Source organism: Streptococcus lishijunsis (genome assembly GCF_047290665.1).
In the GTDB taxonomy this organism is placed as follows: Bacteria; Bacillota; Bacilli; order Lactobacillales; family Streptococcaceae; genus Streptococcus.
In genome coordinates, this window is sequence record NZ_JBLBUC010000024.1 from 1 (window position 1) to 19927 (window position 19927).

The 19927-nt window shown below is 41.1% G+C and carries 21 protein-coding genes and 1 pseudogene; 3 read left to right on the plus strand and 19 right to left on the minus strand.

The window, feature by feature from the left end:
• The 4 genes and pseudogenes from ACLN19_RS07955 to uvrB form a co-directional block, all read right to left on the minus strand.
• Positions 1-893: pseudogene (locus tag ACLN19_RS07955) on the minus strand (transposase); the annotation flags it as partial.
• A 91-nt stretch (positions 894-984) separates the two neighbouring features.
• Entirely contained in the window at positions 985-2037 is a 1053-nt protein-coding gene (locus ACLN19_RS07960; RefSeq protein WP_413385120.1) for an FAD-binding oxidoreductase, read from the minus strand.
• Positions 2016-2303, minus strand: coding sequence for a hypothetical protein (locus ACLN19_RS07965; protein ID WP_413385122.1), 288 nt, complete (start codon positions 2301-2303; stop codon positions 2016-2018). The genes ACLN19_RS07960 and ACLN19_RS07965 overlap by 22 nt, the downstream gene beginning before the upstream one ends.
• Before the next feature lie 103 nt (positions 2304-2406).
• Entirely contained in the window at positions 2407-4398 is a 1992-nt protein-coding gene (gene uvrB, locus ACLN19_RS07970) for an excinuclease ABC subunit UvrB (RefSeq protein WP_413385124.1), read from the minus strand.
• Between the two features lie 201 nt (positions 4399-4599).
• Between uvrB and ACLN19_RS07975 the strand changes: the two genes are divergently transcribed.
• The 3 genes from ACLN19_RS07975 (at position 4600) to ACLN19_RS07985 (ending at position 8013) form a co-directional block, all read left to right on the plus strand.
• Positions 4600-6774 (plus strand): ABC transporter substrate-binding protein/permease, encoded by a 2175-nt coding sequence (locus tag ACLN19_RS07975; protein ID WP_413385126.1) that lies wholly within the window; start codon positions 4600-4602, stop codon positions 6772-6774.
• Positions 6774-7514 (plus strand): amino acid ABC transporter ATP-binding protein, encoded by a 741-nt coding sequence (locus ACLN19_RS07980; RefSeq protein WP_413385128.1) that lies wholly within the window; start codon positions 6774-6776, stop codon positions 7512-7514. The genes ACLN19_RS07975 and ACLN19_RS07980 overlap by 1 nt, the downstream gene beginning before the upstream one ends.
• Positions 7515-7647: 133 nt before the next feature.
• Entirely contained in the window at positions 7648-8013 is a 366-nt protein-coding gene (locus ACLN19_RS07985) for a hypothetical protein (RefSeq protein WP_413385130.1), read from the plus strand.
• A gap of 47 nt (positions 8014-8060) precedes the next feature.
• Here the strand turns inward: ACLN19_RS07985 and ACLN19_RS07990 are convergent, their stop codons facing one another.
• From ACLN19_RS07990 to ACLN19_RS08060, 15 genes are all read right to left on the minus strand, one after another.
• Entirely contained in the window at positions 8061-8207 is a 147-nt protein-coding gene (locus tag ACLN19_RS07990) for a hypothetical protein (RefSeq protein WP_413385132.1), read from the minus strand.
• A gap of 18 nt (positions 8208-8225) precedes the next feature.
• On the minus strand, positions 8226-9539 hold the full coding sequence (gene obgE, locus ACLN19_RS07995; RefSeq protein ID WP_413385133.1) for a GTPase ObgE: 1314 nt from the start codon (positions 9537-9539) through the stop codon (positions 8226-8228).
• Positions 9540-9592: 53 nt separating this feature from the next.
• The gene (locus ACLN19_RS08000) at positions 9593-9727 is read right to left on the minus strand and encodes a DUF4044 domain-containing protein (protein ID WP_413385135.1); all 135 of its coding nucleotides are present in this window, start codon (positions 9725-9727) and stop codon (positions 9593-9595) included.
• Positions 9728-9793: 66 nt separating this feature from the next.
• Entirely contained in the window at positions 9794-10522 is a 729-nt protein-coding gene (locus tag ACLN19_RS08005) for a pseudouridine synthase (RefSeq protein WP_413385137.1), read from the minus strand.
• Between the two features lie 166 nt (positions 10523-10688).
• The gene (locus ACLN19_RS08010; RefSeq protein ID WP_413385139.1) at positions 10689-10964 is read right to left on the minus strand and encodes an HU family DNA-binding protein; all 276 of its coding nucleotides are present in this window, start codon (positions 10962-10964) and stop codon (positions 10689-10691) included.
• Between the two features lie 82 nt (positions 10965-11046).
• A complete protein-coding gene (locus tag ACLN19_RS08015; RefSeq protein WP_413385141.1) occupies positions 11047-11661 on the minus strand; it encodes a YpmS family protein in 615 nt (204 codons plus the stop codon).
• Positions 11630-12475, minus strand: a complete 846-nt coding sequence (locus ACLN19_RS08020; RefSeq protein ID WP_413385144.1) for an SGNH/GDSL hydrolase family protein — start codon at positions 12473-12475, stop codon at positions 11630-11632. The genes ACLN19_RS08015 and ACLN19_RS08020 overlap by 32 nt, the downstream gene beginning before the upstream one ends.
• Entirely contained in the window at positions 12468-13304 is an 837-nt protein-coding gene (locus tag ACLN19_RS08025) for a DegV family protein (protein WP_413385146.1), read from the minus strand. Before ACLN19_RS08025 ends, ACLN19_RS08020 begins: the two co-directional genes overlap by 8 nt.
• A 95-nt stretch (positions 13305-13399) precedes the next feature.
• Entirely contained in the window at positions 13400-15064 is a 1665-nt protein-coding gene (recN, locus tag ACLN19_RS08030; RefSeq protein ID WP_413385148.1) for a DNA repair protein RecN, read from the minus strand.
• A gap of 12 nt (positions 15065-15076) precedes the next feature.
• Positions 15077-15550 carry an arginine repressor gene (locus ACLN19_RS08035; protein WP_413385150.1) on the minus strand — a complete coding sequence of 158 codons (474 nt, stop codon included), beginning with the start codon at positions 15548-15550 and terminating at the stop codon, positions 15077-15079.
• Entirely contained in the window at positions 15547-16365 is an 819-nt protein-coding gene (locus tag ACLN19_RS08040) for a TlyA family RNA methyltransferase (protein ID WP_413385152.1), read from the minus strand. Before ACLN19_RS08040 ends, ACLN19_RS08035 begins: the two co-directional genes overlap by 4 nt.
• Positions 16358-17227, minus strand: a complete 870-nt coding sequence (locus tag ACLN19_RS08045) for a polyprenyl synthetase family protein (RefSeq protein ID WP_413385154.1) — start codon at positions 17225-17227, stop codon at positions 16358-16360. Before ACLN19_RS08045 ends, ACLN19_RS08040 begins: the two co-directional genes overlap by 8 nt.
• On the minus strand, positions 17227-17442 hold the full coding sequence (locus ACLN19_RS08050) for an exodeoxyribonuclease VII small subunit (protein WP_413385156.1): 216 nt from the start codon (positions 17440-17442) through the stop codon (positions 17227-17229). Before ACLN19_RS08050 ends, ACLN19_RS08045 begins: the two co-directional genes overlap by 1 nt.
• A complete protein-coding gene (gene xseA / locus ACLN19_RS08055) occupies positions 17420-18760 on the minus strand; it encodes an exodeoxyribonuclease VII large subunit (protein ID WP_413385158.1) in 1341 nt (446 codons plus the stop codon). The genes ACLN19_RS08050 and xseA overlap by 23 nt, the downstream gene beginning before the upstream one ends.
• A 131-nt stretch (positions 18761-18891) precedes the next feature.
• A complete protein-coding gene (locus ACLN19_RS08060) occupies positions 18892-19749 on the minus strand; it encodes a bifunctional methylenetetrahydrofolate dehydrogenase/methenyltetrahydrofolate cyclohydrolase (protein ID WP_413385160.1) in 858 nt (285 codons plus the stop codon).
• Positions 19750-19927 lie beyond the last annotated feature (178 nt).

Consider the following 19927-nt stretch of genomic DNA (forward strand, 5'->3'; position numbering starts at 1 on the left):
ACCTTTGTGTTTGGCGTGAAGCTCCTGAATGGTTATCATCAATTCTCGATTGGTTCTCTCAGAAACCGTTTCATCGTGATGGAGCCACTTATAATAACCAGACCGAGAAACCTTTAGGAGCCGGCATAGGTAGATAATAGAAGTGTCATCATACGCGTCTGAGTAATCTTTGATAGCTTGAAACTGATTCAGGTAGCGACCTAGCCTTACCTCCTCTTGCGACGCTGAATCTCGTCTAACTTTTTTAGAAGACCAACCTCCATTTCAAGGAGACGATTCCGCTCTTCTAACTGTTTGATTTTCAGTTGTAATTCTTCTTCTGGTGTGAGATTGGGCTTCGTTTCTAGGCCTTTTCCTCGGCGGTCTTCTAAGCCTTGACTCCCACCTTTTTCAAACTTCCTTACCCAAGAGTAGACCTGCTGGTAGGAAACACCATACTTCTCCATCGCTGCTTGATAGTCTTTCTCGTGAGCGATTGTGAAGTTAACAATCTCCACCCGTTCTTTAAATGTGGTCTTGCGTCCTTGTTTCATCTGTGACCTTCCTTTACTAGTAGCTTTTAACTCCTTACCACTAGTATACCGTTTTATCCAGCTTCTGAGAACATAATTTGAAGAAATATGGTACTTTTCAATAATAGCATCTAAACTACCTAGTCCATTGAGATAGTCTAGAACAGCTTGTTCCTTGAGTTCTTGACTGTATTTCTTCCAGGTTCGACTTTCTATTAGACCATCAATGCCGTCTTGTTTATACTTGCGGATCCATTCTCTAACCGTTGAGCGATCAACTTCATACTTTCTAGATAGAGAACCTATGGACTTCCCATTATTCAGATAAAGTTGAACCACCTCTAGTTTTTCTTCAACTGATTTTGGACTTCTTTTGGACATACGAAAACTCCCCTCATAGCTTCTAGTGAATTTTTGTTTTTTCACTGTCCACTATAAGGGGAGTATATCATTTATCAAACTAGGTGCTTTTTTATGTTCTAGGGACTTGTAAGCCTGTGTTAAAGACATGGTGTGGGTCATATTGCTTAGCAAGGTCAAGAAGGCCTTGTCGTGCTTCATCATCCCATGCTTTTTGGACAACCCAATCATCTAAAACAGACGAATAACCACCATAACAACCTGTCGCCACAGCTCTAAGTGCTTCTAAGCTGTCATCTTGCATCAACCATGCCGCCATAAAATACTCTTGATGGCGATTTGAAAAGGCCGTAGCATGAGGTTCAACCTTATTCATCTGCCCACCAATAGTACGCAATTCAAGGGCCATAACAGATGGATGATTGACAGTTTCTATGACGGCATACTTAATCTCTTTTGACCACGTATCTACTAAGGCATTTTGGACATTGATTGGTTGACTACCATCATGAACATCCTTTGGAAACGGAATGACATTGGCATAAGAGGTGATGATTTTATGCTCTTTGACGACAGGATCCAGTTGGTAAAATGGTGCAAAAGATGCCTCTACTATCTCCTCATTACTAAGGGAGCAAACATTATCAGCATGGACAAAGTAAGTCCCTTCTGGTAGTTGGCTAATACTCAAAAAACTAGCCACATAATCTGGCGCTTCTTTGGCTAATTGGCTCCATTTGTCTAAAAAGTCAGACAAATCAGTCGCTTGATAATCTATCTCCAAATAACCAACACTAGCATCATTGGTCTTGGATGCCATAGGCTGTGCCTTAAAGACATACTCAGTCACAAGACCCACTTGTGTCATACCGCCACGAATAGCCCAGAATAAATCACTGTGATTATCTTCACTCACTTGGTAAATCTTCCCATCTGGACAAACAACCGTCGCTGACACCAAACGGTTAATCGTCAAGCCATATGTTTTTGTAAAATAACCAATACCACCAGCAACGGTCAAACCGCCGACACCAACATCACCAAAATTACCACTAGTAATAATCCAATCATGTGGGGCTAAGATCTGAGCCACTTGTCCCCAACGGCAACCAGCTCCTACACGAACCAAGGCTTTCTCCTCATCTAAAATAGTAATATCTGACATCTTAGAGAGATTAAGAACGATGCCTCTTGATTGGTTGAGGCCTTGGTGATACCGTGGCCACCGCTCATCACTGAAAAAGCACACTCATCTCCGTCTTGTCGCAACGCATTGACATAAGCTAAAACAGCTGCGACTTGCTCATTGGTACTTGGGGTGAAAATCACTGCTGGATGTCCTTCTTGCCCACAAGAAGAGCGAAGGTTGTCATACTCACTACTAGATGGTTCCACGCCAAAAGCTTGCAACTCTTTTGGCATTTCTTTCATGTATTTTCTCCTTTTTCAATATGGCTTTATTATAATCTTTTTAATTTAGAAAAACAAGTATGTTGCTTGGCTCAAAAAAGATGACAGAACTACTGTCATCTTGTCAATCCATCGCTTTTAACTCTAAAATCATATCACGCAACTGCGCTGCCAGCTCAAAGTCAAGGAGTTCAGCAGCTTCTTGCATTTGTCCTTCTAATGTCTTGATAGTCTTTTGGCGCTCTGCCTTACTCATGGTCGATACATCAAGCTTTTCAGCCACTTGAGTATCATCTGCTTTATTGCTAATAGCAATCAAGTCACGAATTTCTTTTTTAATCGTCTGTGGCACAATACCATGCTCTTCATTATAAGCCATCTGAATGGCACGACGTCTTGCCGTTTCATCCATCGCTTTTTGCATGGATTCGGTCACCTTATCAGCATACATAATAACATGACCATTGCTATTTCTGGCAGCACGCCCGATGGTCTGGATAAGCCCACGTTCATTACGTAAAAAGCCTTCTTTGTCCGCATCTAAGATAGCCACTAAACTCACCTCAGGAACATCAATACCCTCACGTAGAAGGTTGATACCGATGAGGACATCAAAAACACCTAGACGCAAGTCCCTGATAATCTCGGTACGCTCCAAGGTTTTAATATCTGAGTGCATATACTTGACCTTAATACCCATTTCCTTGAGATAATCCGTCAAATCCTCTGCCATCTTTTTAGTCAGCGTTGTAATAAACGTACGCTCACCTTTATCGACACGGCTATTGATTTCTCCTAGCAAATCATCCATCTGTCCCATGGTTGGTCTTACCTCTACCTCAGGATCTAAAAGACCTGTCGGACGAATGATTTGCTCAACAATGGTATCTGTCTCTTCCAGCTCATAATCCCCTGGTGTCGCTGACACATAGACAATCTGATGAACATGACTTTCAAACTCCTCACGACGCAACGGACGATTATCCAAAGCACTCGGCAGTCTAAAACCATAATTAACCAGCATTTCCTTACGCGAGCGGTCACCATTATACATTCCTTTGATCTGCCCCATCGTCATGTGACTCTCATCGATCATAATCAAAAAATCATCAGGGAAAAAATCTAACAAGGTATAAGGAGGCTCCCCTTCACTACGCCCATCCATATGACGTGAGTAATTTTCAACACCATTGGTATAGCCCATCTCACGTAACATCTCAATGTCATATTCTGTACGCTGACGAATGCGCTGCGCCTCGATAAGCTTTCCTTCTTGCTCAAACTGCGCTACTTGCTCTTCCATTTCCTCCTGAATGTTGGCAATAGCTACTTCCAAGTGCTCATCATTGGTCATAAAGTGTGTAGCTGGAAAGACAACCAAATGCTCAACATCTGCAATGACACGTCCTGTCAAGGGCTCAATCTCACGAATTCTGTCTATCTCGTCTCCGAAAAACTCGATACGAAAGGCATGCTCATCACGACTAGCTGGAAAGAGCTCAACGACGTCACCTCGCACGCGAAAACGCCCACGTTGAAAATCAATGTCATTACGCTCAAACTGAATATCAACCAGATCATTAAGCAGCTTATCTCGTGAGATTTCCTGCATGGGTCTAAGACTAATAGCACTATCAGCATATTCCTTTGGCGAACCCAAACCATAGATACAAGACACTGAAGCAACGACGATAACATCATTACGCTCTAGTAGAGCTGACGTTGCTGAATGGCGCAATTTATCAATCTCGTCATTAACAGAGCTATCTTTTTCGATATAAGTATCACTAGATGGGACATAAGCCTCAGGCTGATAAAAATCATAGTAAGATACAAAATACTCAACCGCGTTGTTAGGGAAAAACTCCTTAAACTCACCGTAAAGTTGACCTGCTAATGTCTTATTGTGTGCAATGACTAGCGTTGGCTTATTGACCTTAGCGATGACCTGACTCATGGTATAAGTCTTTCCTGTACCAGTAGCCCCTTTTAAGATCTGCGCTTTTTCACCACCTTCGATATTGTCCACCAAGGTCTCGATAGCTTGAGGTTGATCACCTGATGGTTCATATTTTGAAACTAATTGAAATACCTTATCTTCTGTTCTATCTATCATAGTCTTCCTCTTTCTTTCCTATTATTGTACCATATTCTTAGCCAAGATGGGAGAGTTGGCTTAGTGAATTTTACATGGTTATGTCAGAAAACCTAACACCAATAATTGACTAAAATTGACTTGTTCACTATATTTTGCTAAAATAGAATGCATACTTTAGAATTTTCACGATTCTATTTGATTTTTTAGAAGGAGACTCACATGAAGAAAACACTTAAGGCAATGTGTATTGCCCTGATGTCTGTATTCATGGTTTTTGGCGCGAAAGTCAGCGCTGATACGATTAACATCGTGTCTGACACCGCCTACGCACCATTTGAATTTAAGGACAGTGACCAAATCTACAAGGGAATCGATGTAGATATCATAGAAGAAGTCGCCAAACGTGCTAATTGGGATTACAAAATGACTTTCCCTGGCTTTGATGCTGCGGTCAATGCCGTTCAAGCTGGACAAGCTGATGCACTTATGGCCGGTACTACGGTCACTGAAGCCAGAGAAAAAGTATTTACATTTTCAGATACCTACTATGACACTTCTATTGTCTTATACACACGTAGCAATGACGATATCTCAAAATATAGTCAGCTCAAAGGCAAAACAGTCGGTGTCAAAAATGGAACAGCTGCTCAGTCATTTCTTGAGGATAACAAAGACAAGTATGGCTATACCATCAAAACCTTTGATACAGGCGATTTGATGAACAACAGTCTAGACTCTGGTGCTATTGATGCTGCTATGGATGATGAGCCAGTCGTCCAATACGCTATCAACCAAGGTAAAGACTATGCTATCAACATGGATGGCGAATCTGTTGGAAGCTTTGCTTTTGGTGTTAAAAAAGGTAGCCAATACGAATATCTCATCGATGATTTTAATACGGCTCTTGCTGAGATGAAAGCTGATGGGACTTATCAGCAAATCATGAACAAATGGCTAGGATCAGATGCTACTAAGACAAGTGCTTCAGCTACTGGAGATGCTAATGCTAAAGCAACCCCACAAAAAGCGTCTTACAAAATTGTATCAGATTCTTCCTTTGCACCATTTGTTTACCAAAATGGTGACAATAAATATGTCGGCTTTGACATGGAACTCATCCAAAAAATCGCTGACCAACAAGGCTTTACTATCGATATTAGTAACCCTGGGTTTGACGCAGCACTCAATGCCGTCCAATCAGGACAAGCTGATGGTGTTATTGCGGGTATGACCATTACAGACCCTAGAAAAGATGTCTTTGATTTCTCAGATCCTTACTATACTGCCAATATTATCTTAGCTGTAAAATCTGGATCTAACATCAAAGCTTACGACGATTTAAAAGATAAGACAGTCGGTGCTAAAAACGGAACGGCTTCCTTTACATGGCTAGAAGAAAATGCTAGCAAGTATGGCTTTGAATTACGTGCCTTTGATGAAGCATCATCTATGTATGATAGCCTTAACTCAGGCTCTATCGACGCTCTTATGGATGATGAGGCTGTTCTGGCTTACGCTATCAAGCAAGGCCGCAGCTTTGAGACACCTATTGCAGGTGAAGCTTCTGGTGATGTCGGATTTGCTGTCAAAAAAGGAACTAATCCTGAATTGATTGAGATGTTTAACAACGGTCTAGCTGCTCTTAAAGAAAGTGGTGAGTATGACAAGTTAGTTAAAAAATACATGACAACCAACACCTCATCAGCAACCAATTCTAGCATTGATGAGTCAACTATTGGTGGTTTAATTTCCAATAACTACAAACAACTCTTACAAGGATTGTGGACAACTATCAGCCTCACTTTGATTTCTTTTGCCATTGCTATGGTGATTGGTATCCTCTTTGGGATGATGAGTGTCGCACCAAATAAAGTCCTTCGTGCCATCTCTGCTATCTTTGTCGATGTTGTCCGTGGTATTCCATTGATGATTGTCGCTGCATTCATCTTCTGGGGCATTCCTAACCTCATCGAGCAAGTCACTGGCAAACAAAGCCCTATCAATGACTTTGTCGCAGCTACTATCGCTCTGTCACTTAACGCAGGGGCCTACATCGCTGAGATTGTCCGTGGGGGGATTGAGGCCGTGCCAAAAGGACAGATGGAAGCTAGCCGTAGCTTAGGGATTTCTTATGGTAAAACCATGCGCAAGGTCATCCTACCACAAGCTGTACGCTTAATGTTACCAAACTTTATCAACCAGTTTGTCATCTCACTAAAAGATACCACTATCGTATCTGCTATTGGGCTTGTCGAACTCTTCCAAACAGGTAAAATCATCATCGCACGTAACTACCAGTCATTTCGTGTCTATGCAATTTTAGCAATCATGTATTTGGTAATGATTACCTTATTGACCCGCTTAGCAAAACGCTTAGAAAAGAGGCTTAACTAATGGCAGATTTAAAAATTGATGTCCAAGATTTGCACAAGTCTTATGGGCAAAATGAAGTGTTAAAAGGAATTGATGCAAAGTTTTACGAGGGCGATGTGGTCTGTATTATCGGACCATCTGGTTCTGGAAAATCCACTTTCTTACGTACTCTAAACCTCTTAGAAACCATTACAAGTGGTAAGGTGACGGTTGATGGCTATGAATTATCAGACCCTAAGACCAATCTTGATAAGGCACGTGAAAATATCGGCATGGTTTTTCAACACTTCAACTTGTTTCCTCACATGTCTGTACTAGACAATATCACCTTTGCCCCTATTGAGCTAGGAAAGTATAACAAAGAAGAAGCTGAACAAATCGGTATGGATCTCTTAGAAAAGGTCGGTCTCGCTGACAAGCGTGATGCTAAGCCAGATAGCCTATCTGGTGGACAAAAGCAACGTGTTGCTATTGCGCGTAGTCTTGCCATGAATCCTGATATTATGCTCTTTGACGAGCCTACATCAGCACTTGACCCTGAGATGGTCGGAGATGTTCTTGAGGTTATGCGTGACCTTGCTGAACAAGGTATGACCATGTTGATTGTCACACATGAGATGGGCTTTGCCCGCAAAGTAGCTAATCGTGTCATCTTCACAGATGGTGGAGAATTTATCGAAGATGGAACACCTGAGGAAATCTTTGATCATCCAAAACACCCACGATTACGTGATTTTCTAGATAAAGTCTTAAACGCTTAATCTAAAACACGCTAATACTATCTTTCACCCCCAAAAGTTAGATTTGACGTCCAACTTTTGGGGGTGTTTTCTTTTTGGTCAAGTCAAAGTCATATCAATTGCTAAATCATTGAAACTTTGGTATGATAAACTTATGCATAATATTGTTTCTGTTTTTTTAGATAGACTAGATGAGCGCATTTTAGTCAAGGTCAATAAAAGCAAGACGCCTTATCATCATTTTTGGCGCTCTAGCCTTTCTTACCTACTTGTGCTAGGCACTACCGTGATTAGTATCTTTTTAACCTTTTGGCTCTTATTTCAAGGGCTACTAAACCAATCTATCTTCTACTACTTAGGAGCTTTGGTCGTACTTATTATTTCCTTTTTCACTAGCTACCAAGTAATATTGTACACTCCGACTGTTATTAAAAATACGATTTTTATCATCGGCAACAGCCTAGTTCGTCTTGTAAAACACTATCGTCGTCCAAATAAGGACAACTTAAAACAGAAATAGCTATAGATTAAAAAGCGTAACGACTTCGTTACGCTTTTTATTATGGTTTAAGACTTTGCTTCTCTTTGTAATCGCAATTGTCGATTTGGATTAAGTTCATTAAATAGGGCCTCTAGCTTTTCTTCTGTCCAAATGTCAGCAGCCGACACAAAGTGCCCCTTATCATCCTTAAATGAGATGGGTTTATCTCCCATTTAGACTACCTCCTTGTATCAATCTACAAATTCAAACTCAAAATTGCCAATACGCACGATATCGCCATCTTTGGCTCCACGTTCACGTAGTGCCTCATCAACACCCATACCGCGCAATTGTCGAGCAAATTTCATAATAGATTCATCACGTTCCATATTGGTCATGACAAAGAGTTTTTCTAACTTCTCACCTGATAGGACCCAAGCGGCATCATCGTCACGTGAAATAACAAATGGACGTTCGTCCTCATTAAAGCCATAGTAGGCTTCTTCTGCTTCCATATCATCAGTATCGTAAAGAAGAAACTCCTCTGTGACATCTAATAATTCTGCTGTCGCTTCTAATAGATTTTCCAAGCCTTGATGTGCCAAACTAGAAATCGGAAAAATCATTGGTAACTCATCAAATTCATCATAGTTAGCCGCTAGTTTTTCCTTGAAGATAGCTAGATTGTCTTCTGCGTCAGGCATATCCATCTTGTTGGCGACGATGATTTGAGGGCGCTCCATCAAGCGTAGATTGTAAGATTCTAGCTCTTTATTGATAGCCAGATAATCCTCATAAGGATCACGTCCTTCTGAGGCAGACATATCAATCACATGCAAAATAACACGTGTACGCTCAATATGACGTAAAAACTGAGTCCCTAAACCAACACCTTGGCTCGCCCCCTCAATCAAACCTGGCAGATCTGCCATGGCAAAACTTTCTCCAGACTTTGTCCTAACCATTCCCAAATTAGGGACGATTGTGGTAAAGTGGTAAGCTCCGATTTTAGGTTTTGCAGCTGAGACTACGCTGAGCAAGGTTGATTTACCAACTGATGGAAAACCAACCAAGCCCACATCAGCTAAAATCTTTAATTCGAGCTCTAATTCACGCTCTTCGCCAGGCTCTCCGTTTTCTGCGATTTCTGGAGCAGGATTACGAGGAGTCGCAAAGCGGATATTCCCACGTCCGCCACGTCCACCATGAGCGATGACAAACTCTTGATCTTGCTCAACAAGGTCTGTAATCACCTTTTTGGTCAACGCATCACGCACTGTCGTTCCAGGAGGTACTGGCACAATCAAATCTTGGGCCCCTCGACCGTGCATACCCTTTGTCATTCCTTTTTCGCCAGCCTTAGCTTTAAAATGACGATTGTAGCGGAAATCCATCAGCGTTCTAAGACCTTCATCGACTTTAAAGATAACAGAGCCTCCACGTCCGCCATCACCGCCCCAAGGGCCTCCATTAGGGACATACTTTTCACGGCGAAAGGCAACCATACCATCACCACCACGACCAGCTTTAACACTAATCTTGGCTGTATCTAAAAACATACTCATCTTCTTACCTATTTCTTTTTAGTTTAAAAAAACGCTGAAACAGCGCTTTTGACTTACATTCCTGTTATTCCAGCAAAAGCTGAAAACAACAAACCACCAATTGTTACAATGATCATCAAGATAACGACAACCAAGGTTAATTTTTCAAATGGTGTTTTTTTACGTGGGCCATTTTCTCCAAATGCCATCAGCTCACCTCTTCTATGATTCTCCTTATTATATTACCATGAATTAGCAGGTTTCGCAATGAAAAACTAAAGACCTACCCCAAAAGCAGCTAAGCTCTCCAACTCTTCTGCTTTTAAAGGACGATAAGCACCTTCAGATAAGGAGTTGTCAAGCACTAGAGGTCCCATACCAACACGCTTCAAGCTGATCACTTCTTTAGCACAAGCAGCCACCATGCGCTTGACTTGATGAAACTTTCCTTCTGAGAGGGTAATCTCAACTAAGCACTCATTCTGATCTTCATCCACCTGTAAAATCCTCAAAGAAGCTGGTTTAGCGGTAAAATCCGACAAGGTCATCCCCGAAGCAAAATCTCTCACATCCTCATCTGTCATAATACCTGATACGCTTGCTTGATAGACTTTATCAACATGCTTTTTAGGCGATAACATGGCGTGTGCTAGCTGACCGTTATTCGTCAGCAACAAAAGCCCCGTCGTATCCTTATCTAATCTCCCCACTGGAAAAAGGGAGTGATGCTTATCTTTTGACTCAATCAAATCTAACACTGTCTTTTGCTGTTTATCCTCTGTCGCAGAAAGAAGACCAGCAGGCTTATTGAGCATATAGTAAACAAACTCTTGGTAAATCAAGGAAATCCCTTGATGCTTAACCGTATCAATCTCAGGATTGACTTGGTGTTTGGCACTCGTAATACACTCATCATTCACTGTAATCTGTTTCTTTTTTAGCAACTGTTTAACAACCGTCCGTGAGCCCAATCCACAACTAGCTAAATATTTATCTAAGCGCATTAGTCCCTCCTTTTCTTTTCATTATACCATGAAACTATCAAAATGAAATACCTACATCATCACATCCGATTAACGTTTACAGTAAGAGACGACTATCTAACACCATATTAAGCAACATAAAAAGCCCTTACGAGCTATAAGCTTGATAATAGGGCTTTTTGATGACTTATTTAACAGCGTCTTTAAGGGCTTTACCTGCTTTGAAAGCTGGTACTTTTGAGGCTGCAATTTTGATTTCTTTACCAGTTTGTGGGTTGCGACCTTTACGTGCTGCACGTTCGCGCACTTCAAAGTTACCAAAACCGATCAATTGAACTTTTTCACCTTCTGAGAGCAATTCTGTCACTGCTGCAAAAACAGCGTCAACGGCAACTGCTGCATCCTTTTTAGTTAATTCTGTAGCTTCTGCTACTTTTGCAATCAAATCTTGTTTGTTAGCCATGTTAACAAATCCTCCAATTATTTTATAAGCTTTCGCTTTAACACTTCTTATCATATCTAAAAAGCGCCTTTACGTCAAGTTATTAACGCTTTTCAGAGCTATTTTTCTTGAAAATATCAAAGGTAAAATTATCATTCACAAGGTCAATACTACTAGCTTTAAGATAGATACCAGCATCATTTTTGAGATGTTGCACATTGATATCAATCACTGCTTTCTTAGGGTTAATAACCACAAAATCAGGTAAATGATAGCTAGATTTGATATATTCTAAGACTTCTTTTTTAGGTAGTGAGAGTGTCCCAACCGAAAAAGAGCTCACTCTAAGCTCGACAGCACCGCTTGACAACCTCACAGGATCCAAGTAGATATAAAGCGGAACGGCGTAGCCTAACAGATTATAAGACCCTTCAAAGAGTATAGAAGATGATGCTGCATAAATCTTATAGCTAAAATCATCACGTTGATACTCACTTAAAAAAGCTGCAATCGTAGCGTTTAACTCCTCTTTATGAGTCGTAAAAGTCCCAACCTTGACACTTTTTACCTTATTTTGGGATGTGTTTTGACTGATTGGTTCACGCTTTTCAACAATACGGCTACCTAAAACAGCCACAAAACTAATATTGATAGCTAAAAGGCATAAAAATCCCCACTTCCACCAATTAGTTTGTTTTCCAAGACGCTTTTGTTTCACTGATTTTCTCCATTACTTGATCTGACATGATTTGATAACCGATATTATTAGGGTGAAAATGGTCCCCTTCAAACAATGCATCATTTATCACCGATGAGCTCTCCTGCGTCTCTTGACTCACACCTTCTTTGCCATCAATGCCTTTATAAAGGGCTTCATTGACAGGGACAAAATAAACATCTCTATAATCATCACAGACTTCCTCGGTCGCTTGATTCCACTGGTCGATAACATCCTGCATTTTCGTCATATCAGGAAAATTAAGATAAAAAGGATTGTAAATCCCAATGACATAAATCGGCAAGTCACTATTGTCAGCTCTAGCCGTATCAATAATACTGGCTAAGTGTTTTTGATACTCTTTTTGTGCCTTGCTAAACGCTTCTAAGGTCAAGTTAGCCAAATTCTTTTTAATAACGGCCATAACGTCGTTGCCACCAACGCTCAAGGTCATCAGATTTGCCTTTGTCAAAGCAGAACGAATAGCTTCTTGATTTTGCATACGCTTTAAGATTTGTGTACTGGTATTTCCTGACACACCAAAATTAGCTGATGTGACACGATAATCATAGCGACTCTCCAAAGCTTGCGACACTAAAGGGACAAAGCCACCTTGATGTGTCGTATCTCCGACACCTTGTGTTAGAGAATCACCAATAGCCACATAGTTGAGCTTTTGATGAGAGGCTTTTAAAAAGTCGTCCTTTGTCAGCTGAGGATCTGATTTGGGGATGAGATAAGAAAAGCAGATAAAGGACAAAAGAAGACTCACTAAAAAGAAAGCAAGTCCTGATATTGTTGATTTTTTAATCATAACGCACCATAACGGCAAAGGCATTTTCACCTGTGTGGGTCTGAATGATAGAGCCAGTCTCTAAGACAGAAATAGGTGCCCCTAAAACGGATAGTTTTTCCTTAAAGGCATTTGCCATATCAGCACTACCACAATAAGAAATACCTATTTCTGCGACTGGACGTTCTTTGGCTTGTTCGATAAAGCCGTCTAACCATTTTGTAAAGGCCTTCGCCCCACGTCCCTTAACAATAGGGATAAGCTCATGATTTTTCATTTGCAAAATAACACGAATGTTTAACAATGAGGTCAACATACCTGTCACACGACCAATACGACCACCTTTTACCAGATTCTCTAGGGTTGAGACACCCATAAATAAATCCGATTTTTCACGTACTTCATTGATACGTGCTACAATCGTCTCTAAGTCTGCTCCTTCTTGAGCCAGTTTAGCCGCCTCAACAACCTGAAACTTTTGGCATTGGTCTGTAAAGGTTGAGTCAATCACCGTCACATCAACTCCTGCTAGATTGGCTCCTTGACGAGCTGCCTCAATGGTACCTGACAAGGTATGAGACATGTGAATAGAGATGATATGAGTGGCTCCTTGAGCATACAATCTCTCATACACTTCTGCAAATACTCCAACAGGGGGTTGGCTAGTCTTTGGCAAGTCTTTGCTTTCACGCATAAGATTTAAAAACTTACCTTCTTCTTTTAAGTCATTGTCAGAATAGACGACCCCATCTACCATCACTGATAAGGGGACGACAGTGATATCAAGATCTCTTACAAGCTCTGACTCGATTGTAAGGGATGAATCCGTTACAATTTTAATATTTGCCATAATCTTTTCCTGTCTATTTAAATTTCTCCACTCTATTATACCAAATTTTACACAAATCAGTAATCCTAAAAAGGTAAAAAGCTGGCTCTTTTACATTAAGTTTTCATGCCTAGCAATTCCTTAGCCTGAATGCGAGCGGCTGTTGTGACATTGCTTCCTGCCAACATCTTAGCAATTTCTTCAATACGCTCATCAGGTTCTAATAATCGTACTGTTGAAACTGTTGAGTGTTGGTCTGACATTTTTTCAATAAAGAATTGATAATCCGCAATAGCAATCACCTGAGGTAAGTGTGAAATAGCAAGCACTTGACCGTGACTACCAATTTTGTGGATTTTGCTAGCAATCGCCTGTGCTACACGTCCTGAAACACCCGTATCAACTTCATCAAAAACGATACTAGTCTTATCTTCCTTACGTGAAAAAGCAGACTTAATAGCCAGCATCAAGCGAGATAATTCTCCTCCTGAGGCTACTTTAACCAAGGGTTTAAATCCTTCACCAGGGTTAGTCGAAATATAGAATTCAACCACTTCATTGCCATCTTTATTGAATTTTCCTTTGGTAAATGTGACCTGAAAATCTGCTTTCTCCATGTAAAGCTCCGTCAACTCTTGTTTGATTTCTTGCTCCAACATGCTAGCTAGGCTATGCCTTTTCTCACTTAAGAGCTTAGCTGAGCTGACCAATTGTCGCTCGAGCTGCTTAAGCTCGCTCTCTATATCATCGCTAGAGAGGTCATTTCCAGTAAGGAGAGTGTACTCTTTTTGGCTATTATCAAAATACTCTAAAACATCAGCAACACTGCCGCCATATTTACGAGTAATCGCATAAATCACATCAAGACGTGCCTCAATTTCTTGCAAGCGTCCTGCATCAAAGTCCAAATGGTCAACCAAGTCTCCTAAGCGCTTGGCCACATCTTCTAGCATATAGTAAGCTTCTGCTAGATTAGTTGATAAGTCCTTATAGTCACTATCAAAATCTTCTAGTGACATCATATCATTCATAGCTGATCGGACATTTGATAAGCTTGAAAACTCTTCATTGTCTAACAACTCATAAACATTGGTCAGTGTATCTGCGATGTGTTTATGATTGAGTAATTTATCACGCTCTTTCTTGAGCTTTTCTTCCTCACCAGCTCGCAAATGAGCTCCTTCAATCTCTGAGAGCTGAAAGGCTAGCATCTCAATACGCGCTTTATGTTCTTTTTCATTTTTTTGCTTATCAAGGACACGCTTTCTCAAGCGGCGATAGGCCTCAAAGGTCTGACTGTACTCATTTTTTACTGCCCAAAAGGCTTCGTCTCCAAAAGCATCCAACATGGCAATGTGGCGTTGCGGGCGCATCAACTCTTCTTGGTCATGCTGCCCATGAATATCCACTAAGTGCTGCCCTACTGCACGTAGCGTTCCCACATTGACCATCTGTCCATTGATACGGCTAACGCTACGGCCATTTTGAAAAATATCACGCCTAATAATTAACTCATCTGAGATGGCAATTCCTTGCTCCTTTAAGAGCTGAGTCAGACTAGGGTTATCATCTAGTGAAAAAAAGCCTTCAATTTCTGCTTTTTTGGCACCATGACGAATCACTTCTGTACTGGCTCTAGCGCCCAACATCATATTCATGGCATCAATAATGATTGACTTTCCTGCTCCTGTCTCCCCCGTCAAAACCGTCATCCCATTATCAAAAGTCAAGGAGATCTCCTCGATGATAGCAAAATTTTTGATGGACATCTCTAATAACATAATAGCCTCTTTCTAGAGCTTATCATTTAGTCTCCATTGGTTTAAACACTCTTTTACACGATTGGCGCTGTCTTGATCCTTAGTCATAACCAAGACAGTATCATCATCTACCAAAACAGCCAGCAACTCCTCTGCTAGTGTTTCTTTAAGACGTTTCTTTAAGATACGGCTATTGCCTGGAACTACATCAACTGCTAAAAAGACAGGCTGTTCTATGGCTTTTGACATCTGTAAAATCGGTGTCTGCCAATCACTAGGCACATCTGCTTTTTGTGCCTTACTTTTTTTCTTAGCCAAGGTATAGATATAACGACCAGAAGAGCTAGGTCGTTTTATCAGACCGATTTCATTGATATCTCGTGAAATCGTTGCTTGCGTCAGGTACTCTCCTCTATCCTCTAACAAAGCAATCAACTCTTGTTGCGTCTCAATCTCTTCTTGCTGAACCAACTCTTTAATGAGAGCTAGACGTTCTCGTTTTTTCATGTTTTTTTAAACTCCTCATGCGCTCTATCAATGACATCTTGAATCCTATGCTCATCTAATACGCTAGACTGCGAGGATTTTTTGAGATATAGTAAAAATTCGATATTACCATGACCGCCTTGAATAGGGGAAAAATCCAATCCCAACACACTATAACCCAATTCTTCAGCAGCTGAGATCACCTTCCAAATAGTCTCCTTATGAACAACTTTATCTTTGATGATTCCTTTTTTACCGATTTGTGTACGACCAGCTTCAAACTGCGGTTTGATGAGCGCAACAACTTCTCCCTGATCTTCTAAAATCTGATACAAGGCAGGTAATATCAGACTCAAAGAGATAAAGCTCACATCAATAGAGGCAAAAACAGGCTTTCCTTGCCTAAAATCAGCAAGGTCTGCATAGCGAAAATTGTACTGCTCCATACTGATCACACGGCTATCTTGCCTTAATTTCCAGACTAACTGATTGGTCCCAACATCAACAGCATAGACGGATTTAGCACCATTTTGTAGCATAACATCTGTAAATCCACCTGTAGAGGCTCCGATATCTAAAACCACATCATTGGCAACTGAAATGCCAAACACCTCTAAAGCTTTTTCTAACTTCAAGCCGCCTCTACTAACATACTTCAACTTCTCACCCTTTAGCTTAAGCTCAGTATCATCTGCGATTTTCTCACCAGGCTTATCAAAGCGCTGACCGTTGATAACAGACACAACCCAGCCAGCCATAACACCACGCTTGGCTTGTTCTCTTGTCTCAAAAAGCCCTTGTTTATAGGCTAGAACATCCACTCTTTCTTTAGGCATCTAATCGTAACCTCTCTATCCACTGTCTTGTTTGATGTAACACCACTGCTTCCTTCTCTTCAATAGCCTTACAATGCTCCAGTGCTTGATTAAGACAATCTGCTAATTTGCCGTATGACGCTTCTAATCCTAGTAATCGTGGATAGGTCGATTTTTCAGCTATCAGATCTTTTTGAGGGGTTTTGCCTAAGGTTTCAAAATCTGCCGTCACATCCAAGATATCATCACGCACCTGAAAAGCTAGCCCAATCAAATATCCCATAGACTCTAATAAACTTAAAACAGGCTGTGATAAATCTAGTAAAATCCCTGCTGCCCAAAAAGGATAAGCTAGCAATTGCCCTGTTTTGTTACGATGAATCGTCTCTAGCTCAACTAAAGACAAGTCTTTTTCTTGCCCAGCCATGTCCAACACCTGTCCAGCCACCATCCCAAAACTACCTGAAGCTTTTGACAAACGCCCAATCAAAGCCAGCTTATGTCTATCTACCAGCTCTGCTTGTGCCAAAAGTCCAAAAGGATCTAAAAACAAACTATCACCCGCCAAAATAGCTGTCGCTTCATCAAATTGCTTATGACTGGTCAGACGACCTCTGCGGTAATCATCATCATCCATAGCAGGTAAATCATCATGAATTAAACTGCCTGTATGAATCATCTCAAGTGCAGCAGCGACATCGTAATGCCCTTGATTCAGACAAGTTCCAAAATCCTCTAAAAGATCCAGCAAAAAGAGCGGACGAATACGCTTACCACCAGCGTTAATCGAGTAGAAAATAGCCTCTAGCAACTGTTCTGACACAGCTCTTTCTTGCTTATAATAGTTATCAATTGCTTGATTGATACGCTCAACCTTATCCATCACACGTCCATTTCTAGCTCTGTTGCGTCTGCTTGCATTACCTTAACCAAGGTTTTTTCGGCTGCAACCAGCGTCTGCTCTAATTCCTTTGATAAAGCCATTCCTTTTTGAAACTCACTAAGCGCCTCTTCCAGCGCAACATCGCCTGTTTCAAGCTTAGTCACAATCGCTTCTAAAGCCTGTAAATTATCTTCAAATGTGTTTGTCTTTGACATCTACTACCTCTACTTCTAATTGTCCATCTTTCATCTCAATCTCAAGTCTATCACCTTTTTGAGTCATCTGTATGCTTGAAATAAGTGTCTCATCTTTTCTAACCAAAGCATAGCCACGCGCCACAATACGTGATGTATCGAGCGATAACAAGGCATGCTGTGCCTTATCAAATCGTGCTAATTTGCTATCATATTGACTAGTCATCGTAGATAGCAACAAACGCTTTAGCTGCGCTATACGAGCTGTATCTCTTTGGATATCTCCTTTTAAGTCTAAAGCTAATAAGCTCTTATGCAACCATTGATAACGCTTTTTAGCTTCTTGGTAAGTTTGCTGCATATGATGAGCCAAGCTAAACTTAAGATTATCTACTTTTTGCACATAGCCATCATAAAGACGATCTGGTTGCCTAAAAATGACTGTACTACGAAGCCGCCTCAACTCTTCTTGCTTTTGTCTGATAATGATCATCAAAGCCTTAGCCAAGCGCTCTCTACGCTCAACAATCAAAGCCAGCAGATCAGCCTTAGTGACAGGAGTGGCAAGTTCTGCCGCAGCCGTAGGTGTTGCCGCACGCTTGTCAGCAACAAAATCCGCCAAAGTCGTATCGGTCTCATGTCCGACACTTGAGATAACAGGCAGACGAGATTCAAAAATAGCCTCGACAACACTTTCTTCATTAAAGGCCCAGAGCTCCTCAATCGAGCCGCCCCCACGACCAATAATCAACAGGTCTAGGTCGTCTCTAAGATTTGCCTCACGAATCCTCTCAGCAATCTCACTGGCACTGCCTTCTCCTTGGACCTTAGTTGGAAAAAGTAAGATACCAACCCCAGAAAAGCGCCTCGACACTGTCGTGATAATATCACGAATCACAGCACCACTTTGACTAGTCACCACGCCTATTTTTTTAGGAAATCGTGGCAATGCTTGCTTATGCTTATCGTCAAAATATCCAGCTTGAGTCAGCTTCTTTTTCAATTGCTCAAACTGTAGAGCGAGAGCACCAACACCATCAGGCTCTGCCTTTTCAATGATAAAAGTGTAACTACCACGAGGCTCATAAAGAGAGAGGCGACCTACGACATTGATTTTCATCCCTTCTTCTAACTCAAAACCCAACTGACGATACTGAGCCGCCCACATCGTTGCTTGAATCACAGCATTTTCATCTTTTAGTGAAAAATACTGGTGAGTCGGTCTCGGGCGAAAGTTAGATACCTGCCCTGTCAGATAGACCCTCTCTAAATAAGGATCTTTTGTAAATTTCAACTTCAAATATTTGGTCAGTGAGCTGACCGACAAATAGTCTGACATACGCTTTTCCTTATCCTTCTAAAAACGGTATAGTCTTATCCATTATACCAAAATTTAGGCTAGTGAGCTAATCACAAAAAGAATCTGCCAAAACAGATTCTCTTTAACTATTAACTTGATGACAAACCTCGCTAAACTTGCGCAAGATGTCTTAGTGCTGCTTGGTAGGTTTGTTCTAAGAGCATGGTAATCGTCATCGGACCAACTCCTCCTGGAACAGGCGTGATAAAGCTAGCTTGATTGACAACCTCATCAAATAAAACATCACCAATCAGCTTACCATTGTCATCTCGATTCATCCCAACATCAATGACCACAGCTCCTTTTTTAACAAAGTCCTTGGTCACAAAATGCCCTTGTCCAATCGCTACAATCAAAATATCAGCACCTTTTGCGATCTCAGCTAAATCTTTGGTACGTGAATGCGCCAAGGTCACTGTCGCATGCTTATCAAGTAGCAACTGCGCCATAGGCTTTCCGACAATGTTGCTACGACCAATAATAACCGCTCGCTTGCCCTCAAGAGTCACATCATAACGCTCTAACATCTCCATAATACCAGCAGGCGTGCAAGGTACCATCAAAGGACGCCCACTCCAGAGATGACCAGTATTGATAGGGTGAAAGCCATCTACATCTTTATTGGGGTCAATGGCCATAATAATTTTTTTGTCATTGATATGCTCTGGTAATGGTAGTTGAACCAAGATACCATGGATAGTATCATCATCGTTATAGCGCTGAATCAAAGCAAGCAATTCAGGCTCACTAATACGAGCTGGGACTCTGACAGTCTCACTTTTAAAGCCTGCTTTTTGAGCAGCTCGCTCCTTATTTCTGACATATACTTGGCTGGCAGGATTGTCACCAACTAAAATCACTGCTAAACCAGGGACCACACCGTAGCTTACTTTCATCTGAGCTACTTTTTCAGCAAGTTCTTCTTGCATCTCAATAGCTAGCGCTTTTCCATCAATAAGTGTCATCACAATCTCCTCTTCTTTTCTTTATTATAACTTAAAGTTTCTAAAAAGGCTATCGACAGTGAAGTATGTGTCGCAATTTTTGAGAATGATCTAAATTCAAGTCAAATTTGATATCAAGAGAACTCAATTTATTCTGTTTTTGCTACGAAAAAAGACCGAATCAAAGTTTTTCCTTTGTTTC

Bases quoted from the DNA above. Each gene is read 5' to 3' on its own strand.
- ACLN19_RS08050 (WP_413385156.1), bottom strand. From the start codon at position 17,442: ATGTCAAAGACAAACACATTTGAAGATAATTTACAGGCTTTAGAAGCG.
- obgE (WP_413385133.1), bottom strand. From the start codon at position 9,539: ATGAGTATGTTTTTAGATACAGCCAAGATTAGTGTTAAAGCTGGTCGT.
- ACLN19_RS08045 (WP_413385154.1), bottom strand. From the start codon at position 17,227: ATGGATAAGGTTGAGCGTATCAATCAAGCAATTGATAACTATTATAAG.
- ACLN19_RS08035 (WP_413385150.1), bottom strand. From the start codon at position 15,550: ATGAAAAAACGAGAACGTCTAGCTCTCATTAAAGAGTTGGTTCAGCAA.
- recN (WP_413385148.1), bottom strand. From the start codon at position 15,064: ATGTTATTAGAGATGTCCATCAAAAATTTTGCTATCATCGAGGAGATC.
- uvrB (WP_413385124.1), bottom strand. From the start codon at position 4,398: ATGATAGATAGAACAGAAGATAAGGTATTTCAATTAGTTTCAAAATAT.
- ACLN19_RS07985 (WP_413385130.1), top strand. From the start codon at position 7,648: ATGCATAATATTGTTTCTGTTTTTTTAGATAGACTAGATGAGCGCATT.
- ACLN19_RS08020 (WP_413385144.1), bottom strand. From the start codon at position 12,475: ATGATTAAAAAATCAACAATATCAGGACTTGCTTTCTTTTTAGTGAGT.
- ACLN19_RS07965 (WP_413385122.1), bottom strand. From the start codon at position 2,303: ATGAAAGAAATGCCAAAAGAGTTGCAAGCTTTTGGCGTGGAACCATCT.
- ACLN19_RS08025 (WP_413385146.1), bottom strand. From the start codon at position 13,304: ATGGCAAATATTAAAATTGTAACGGATTCATCCCTTACAATCGAGTCA.
- ACLN19_RS07980 (WP_413385128.1), top strand. From the start codon at position 6,774: ATGGCAGATTTAAAAATTGATGTCCAAGATTTGCACAAGTCTTATGGG.
- ACLN19_RS08040 (WP_413385152.1), bottom strand. From the start codon at position 16,365: ATGCCTAAAGAAAGAGTGGATGTTCTAGCCTATAAACAAGGGCTTTTT.
- ACLN19_RS07990 (WP_413385132.1), bottom strand. From the start codon at position 8,207: ATGGGAGATAAACCCATCTCATTTAAGGATGATAAGGGGCACTTTGTG.
- ACLN19_RS08005 (WP_413385137.1), bottom strand. From the start codon at position 10,522: ATGCGCTTAGATAAATATTTAGCTAGTTGTGGATTGGGCTCACGGACG.
- ACLN19_RS07960 (WP_413385120.1), bottom strand. From the start codon at position 2,037: ATGTCAGATATTACTATTTTAGATGAGGAGAAAGCCTTGGTTCGTGTA.
- ACLN19_RS08010 (WP_413385139.1), bottom strand. From the start codon at position 10,964: ATGGCTAACAAACAAGATTTGATTGCAAAAGTAGCAGAAGCTACAGAA.
- xseA (WP_413385158.1), bottom strand. From the start codon at position 18,760: ATGTCAGACTATTTGTCGGTCAGCTCACTGACCAAATATTTGAAGTTG.
- ACLN19_RS07975 (WP_413385126.1), top strand. From the start codon at position 4,600: ATGAAGAAAACACTTAAGGCAATGTGTATTGCCCTGATGTCTGTATTC.
- ACLN19_RS08000 (WP_413385135.1), bottom strand. From the start codon at position 9,727: ATGGCATTTGGAGAAAATGGCCCACGTAAAAAAACACCATTTGAAAAA.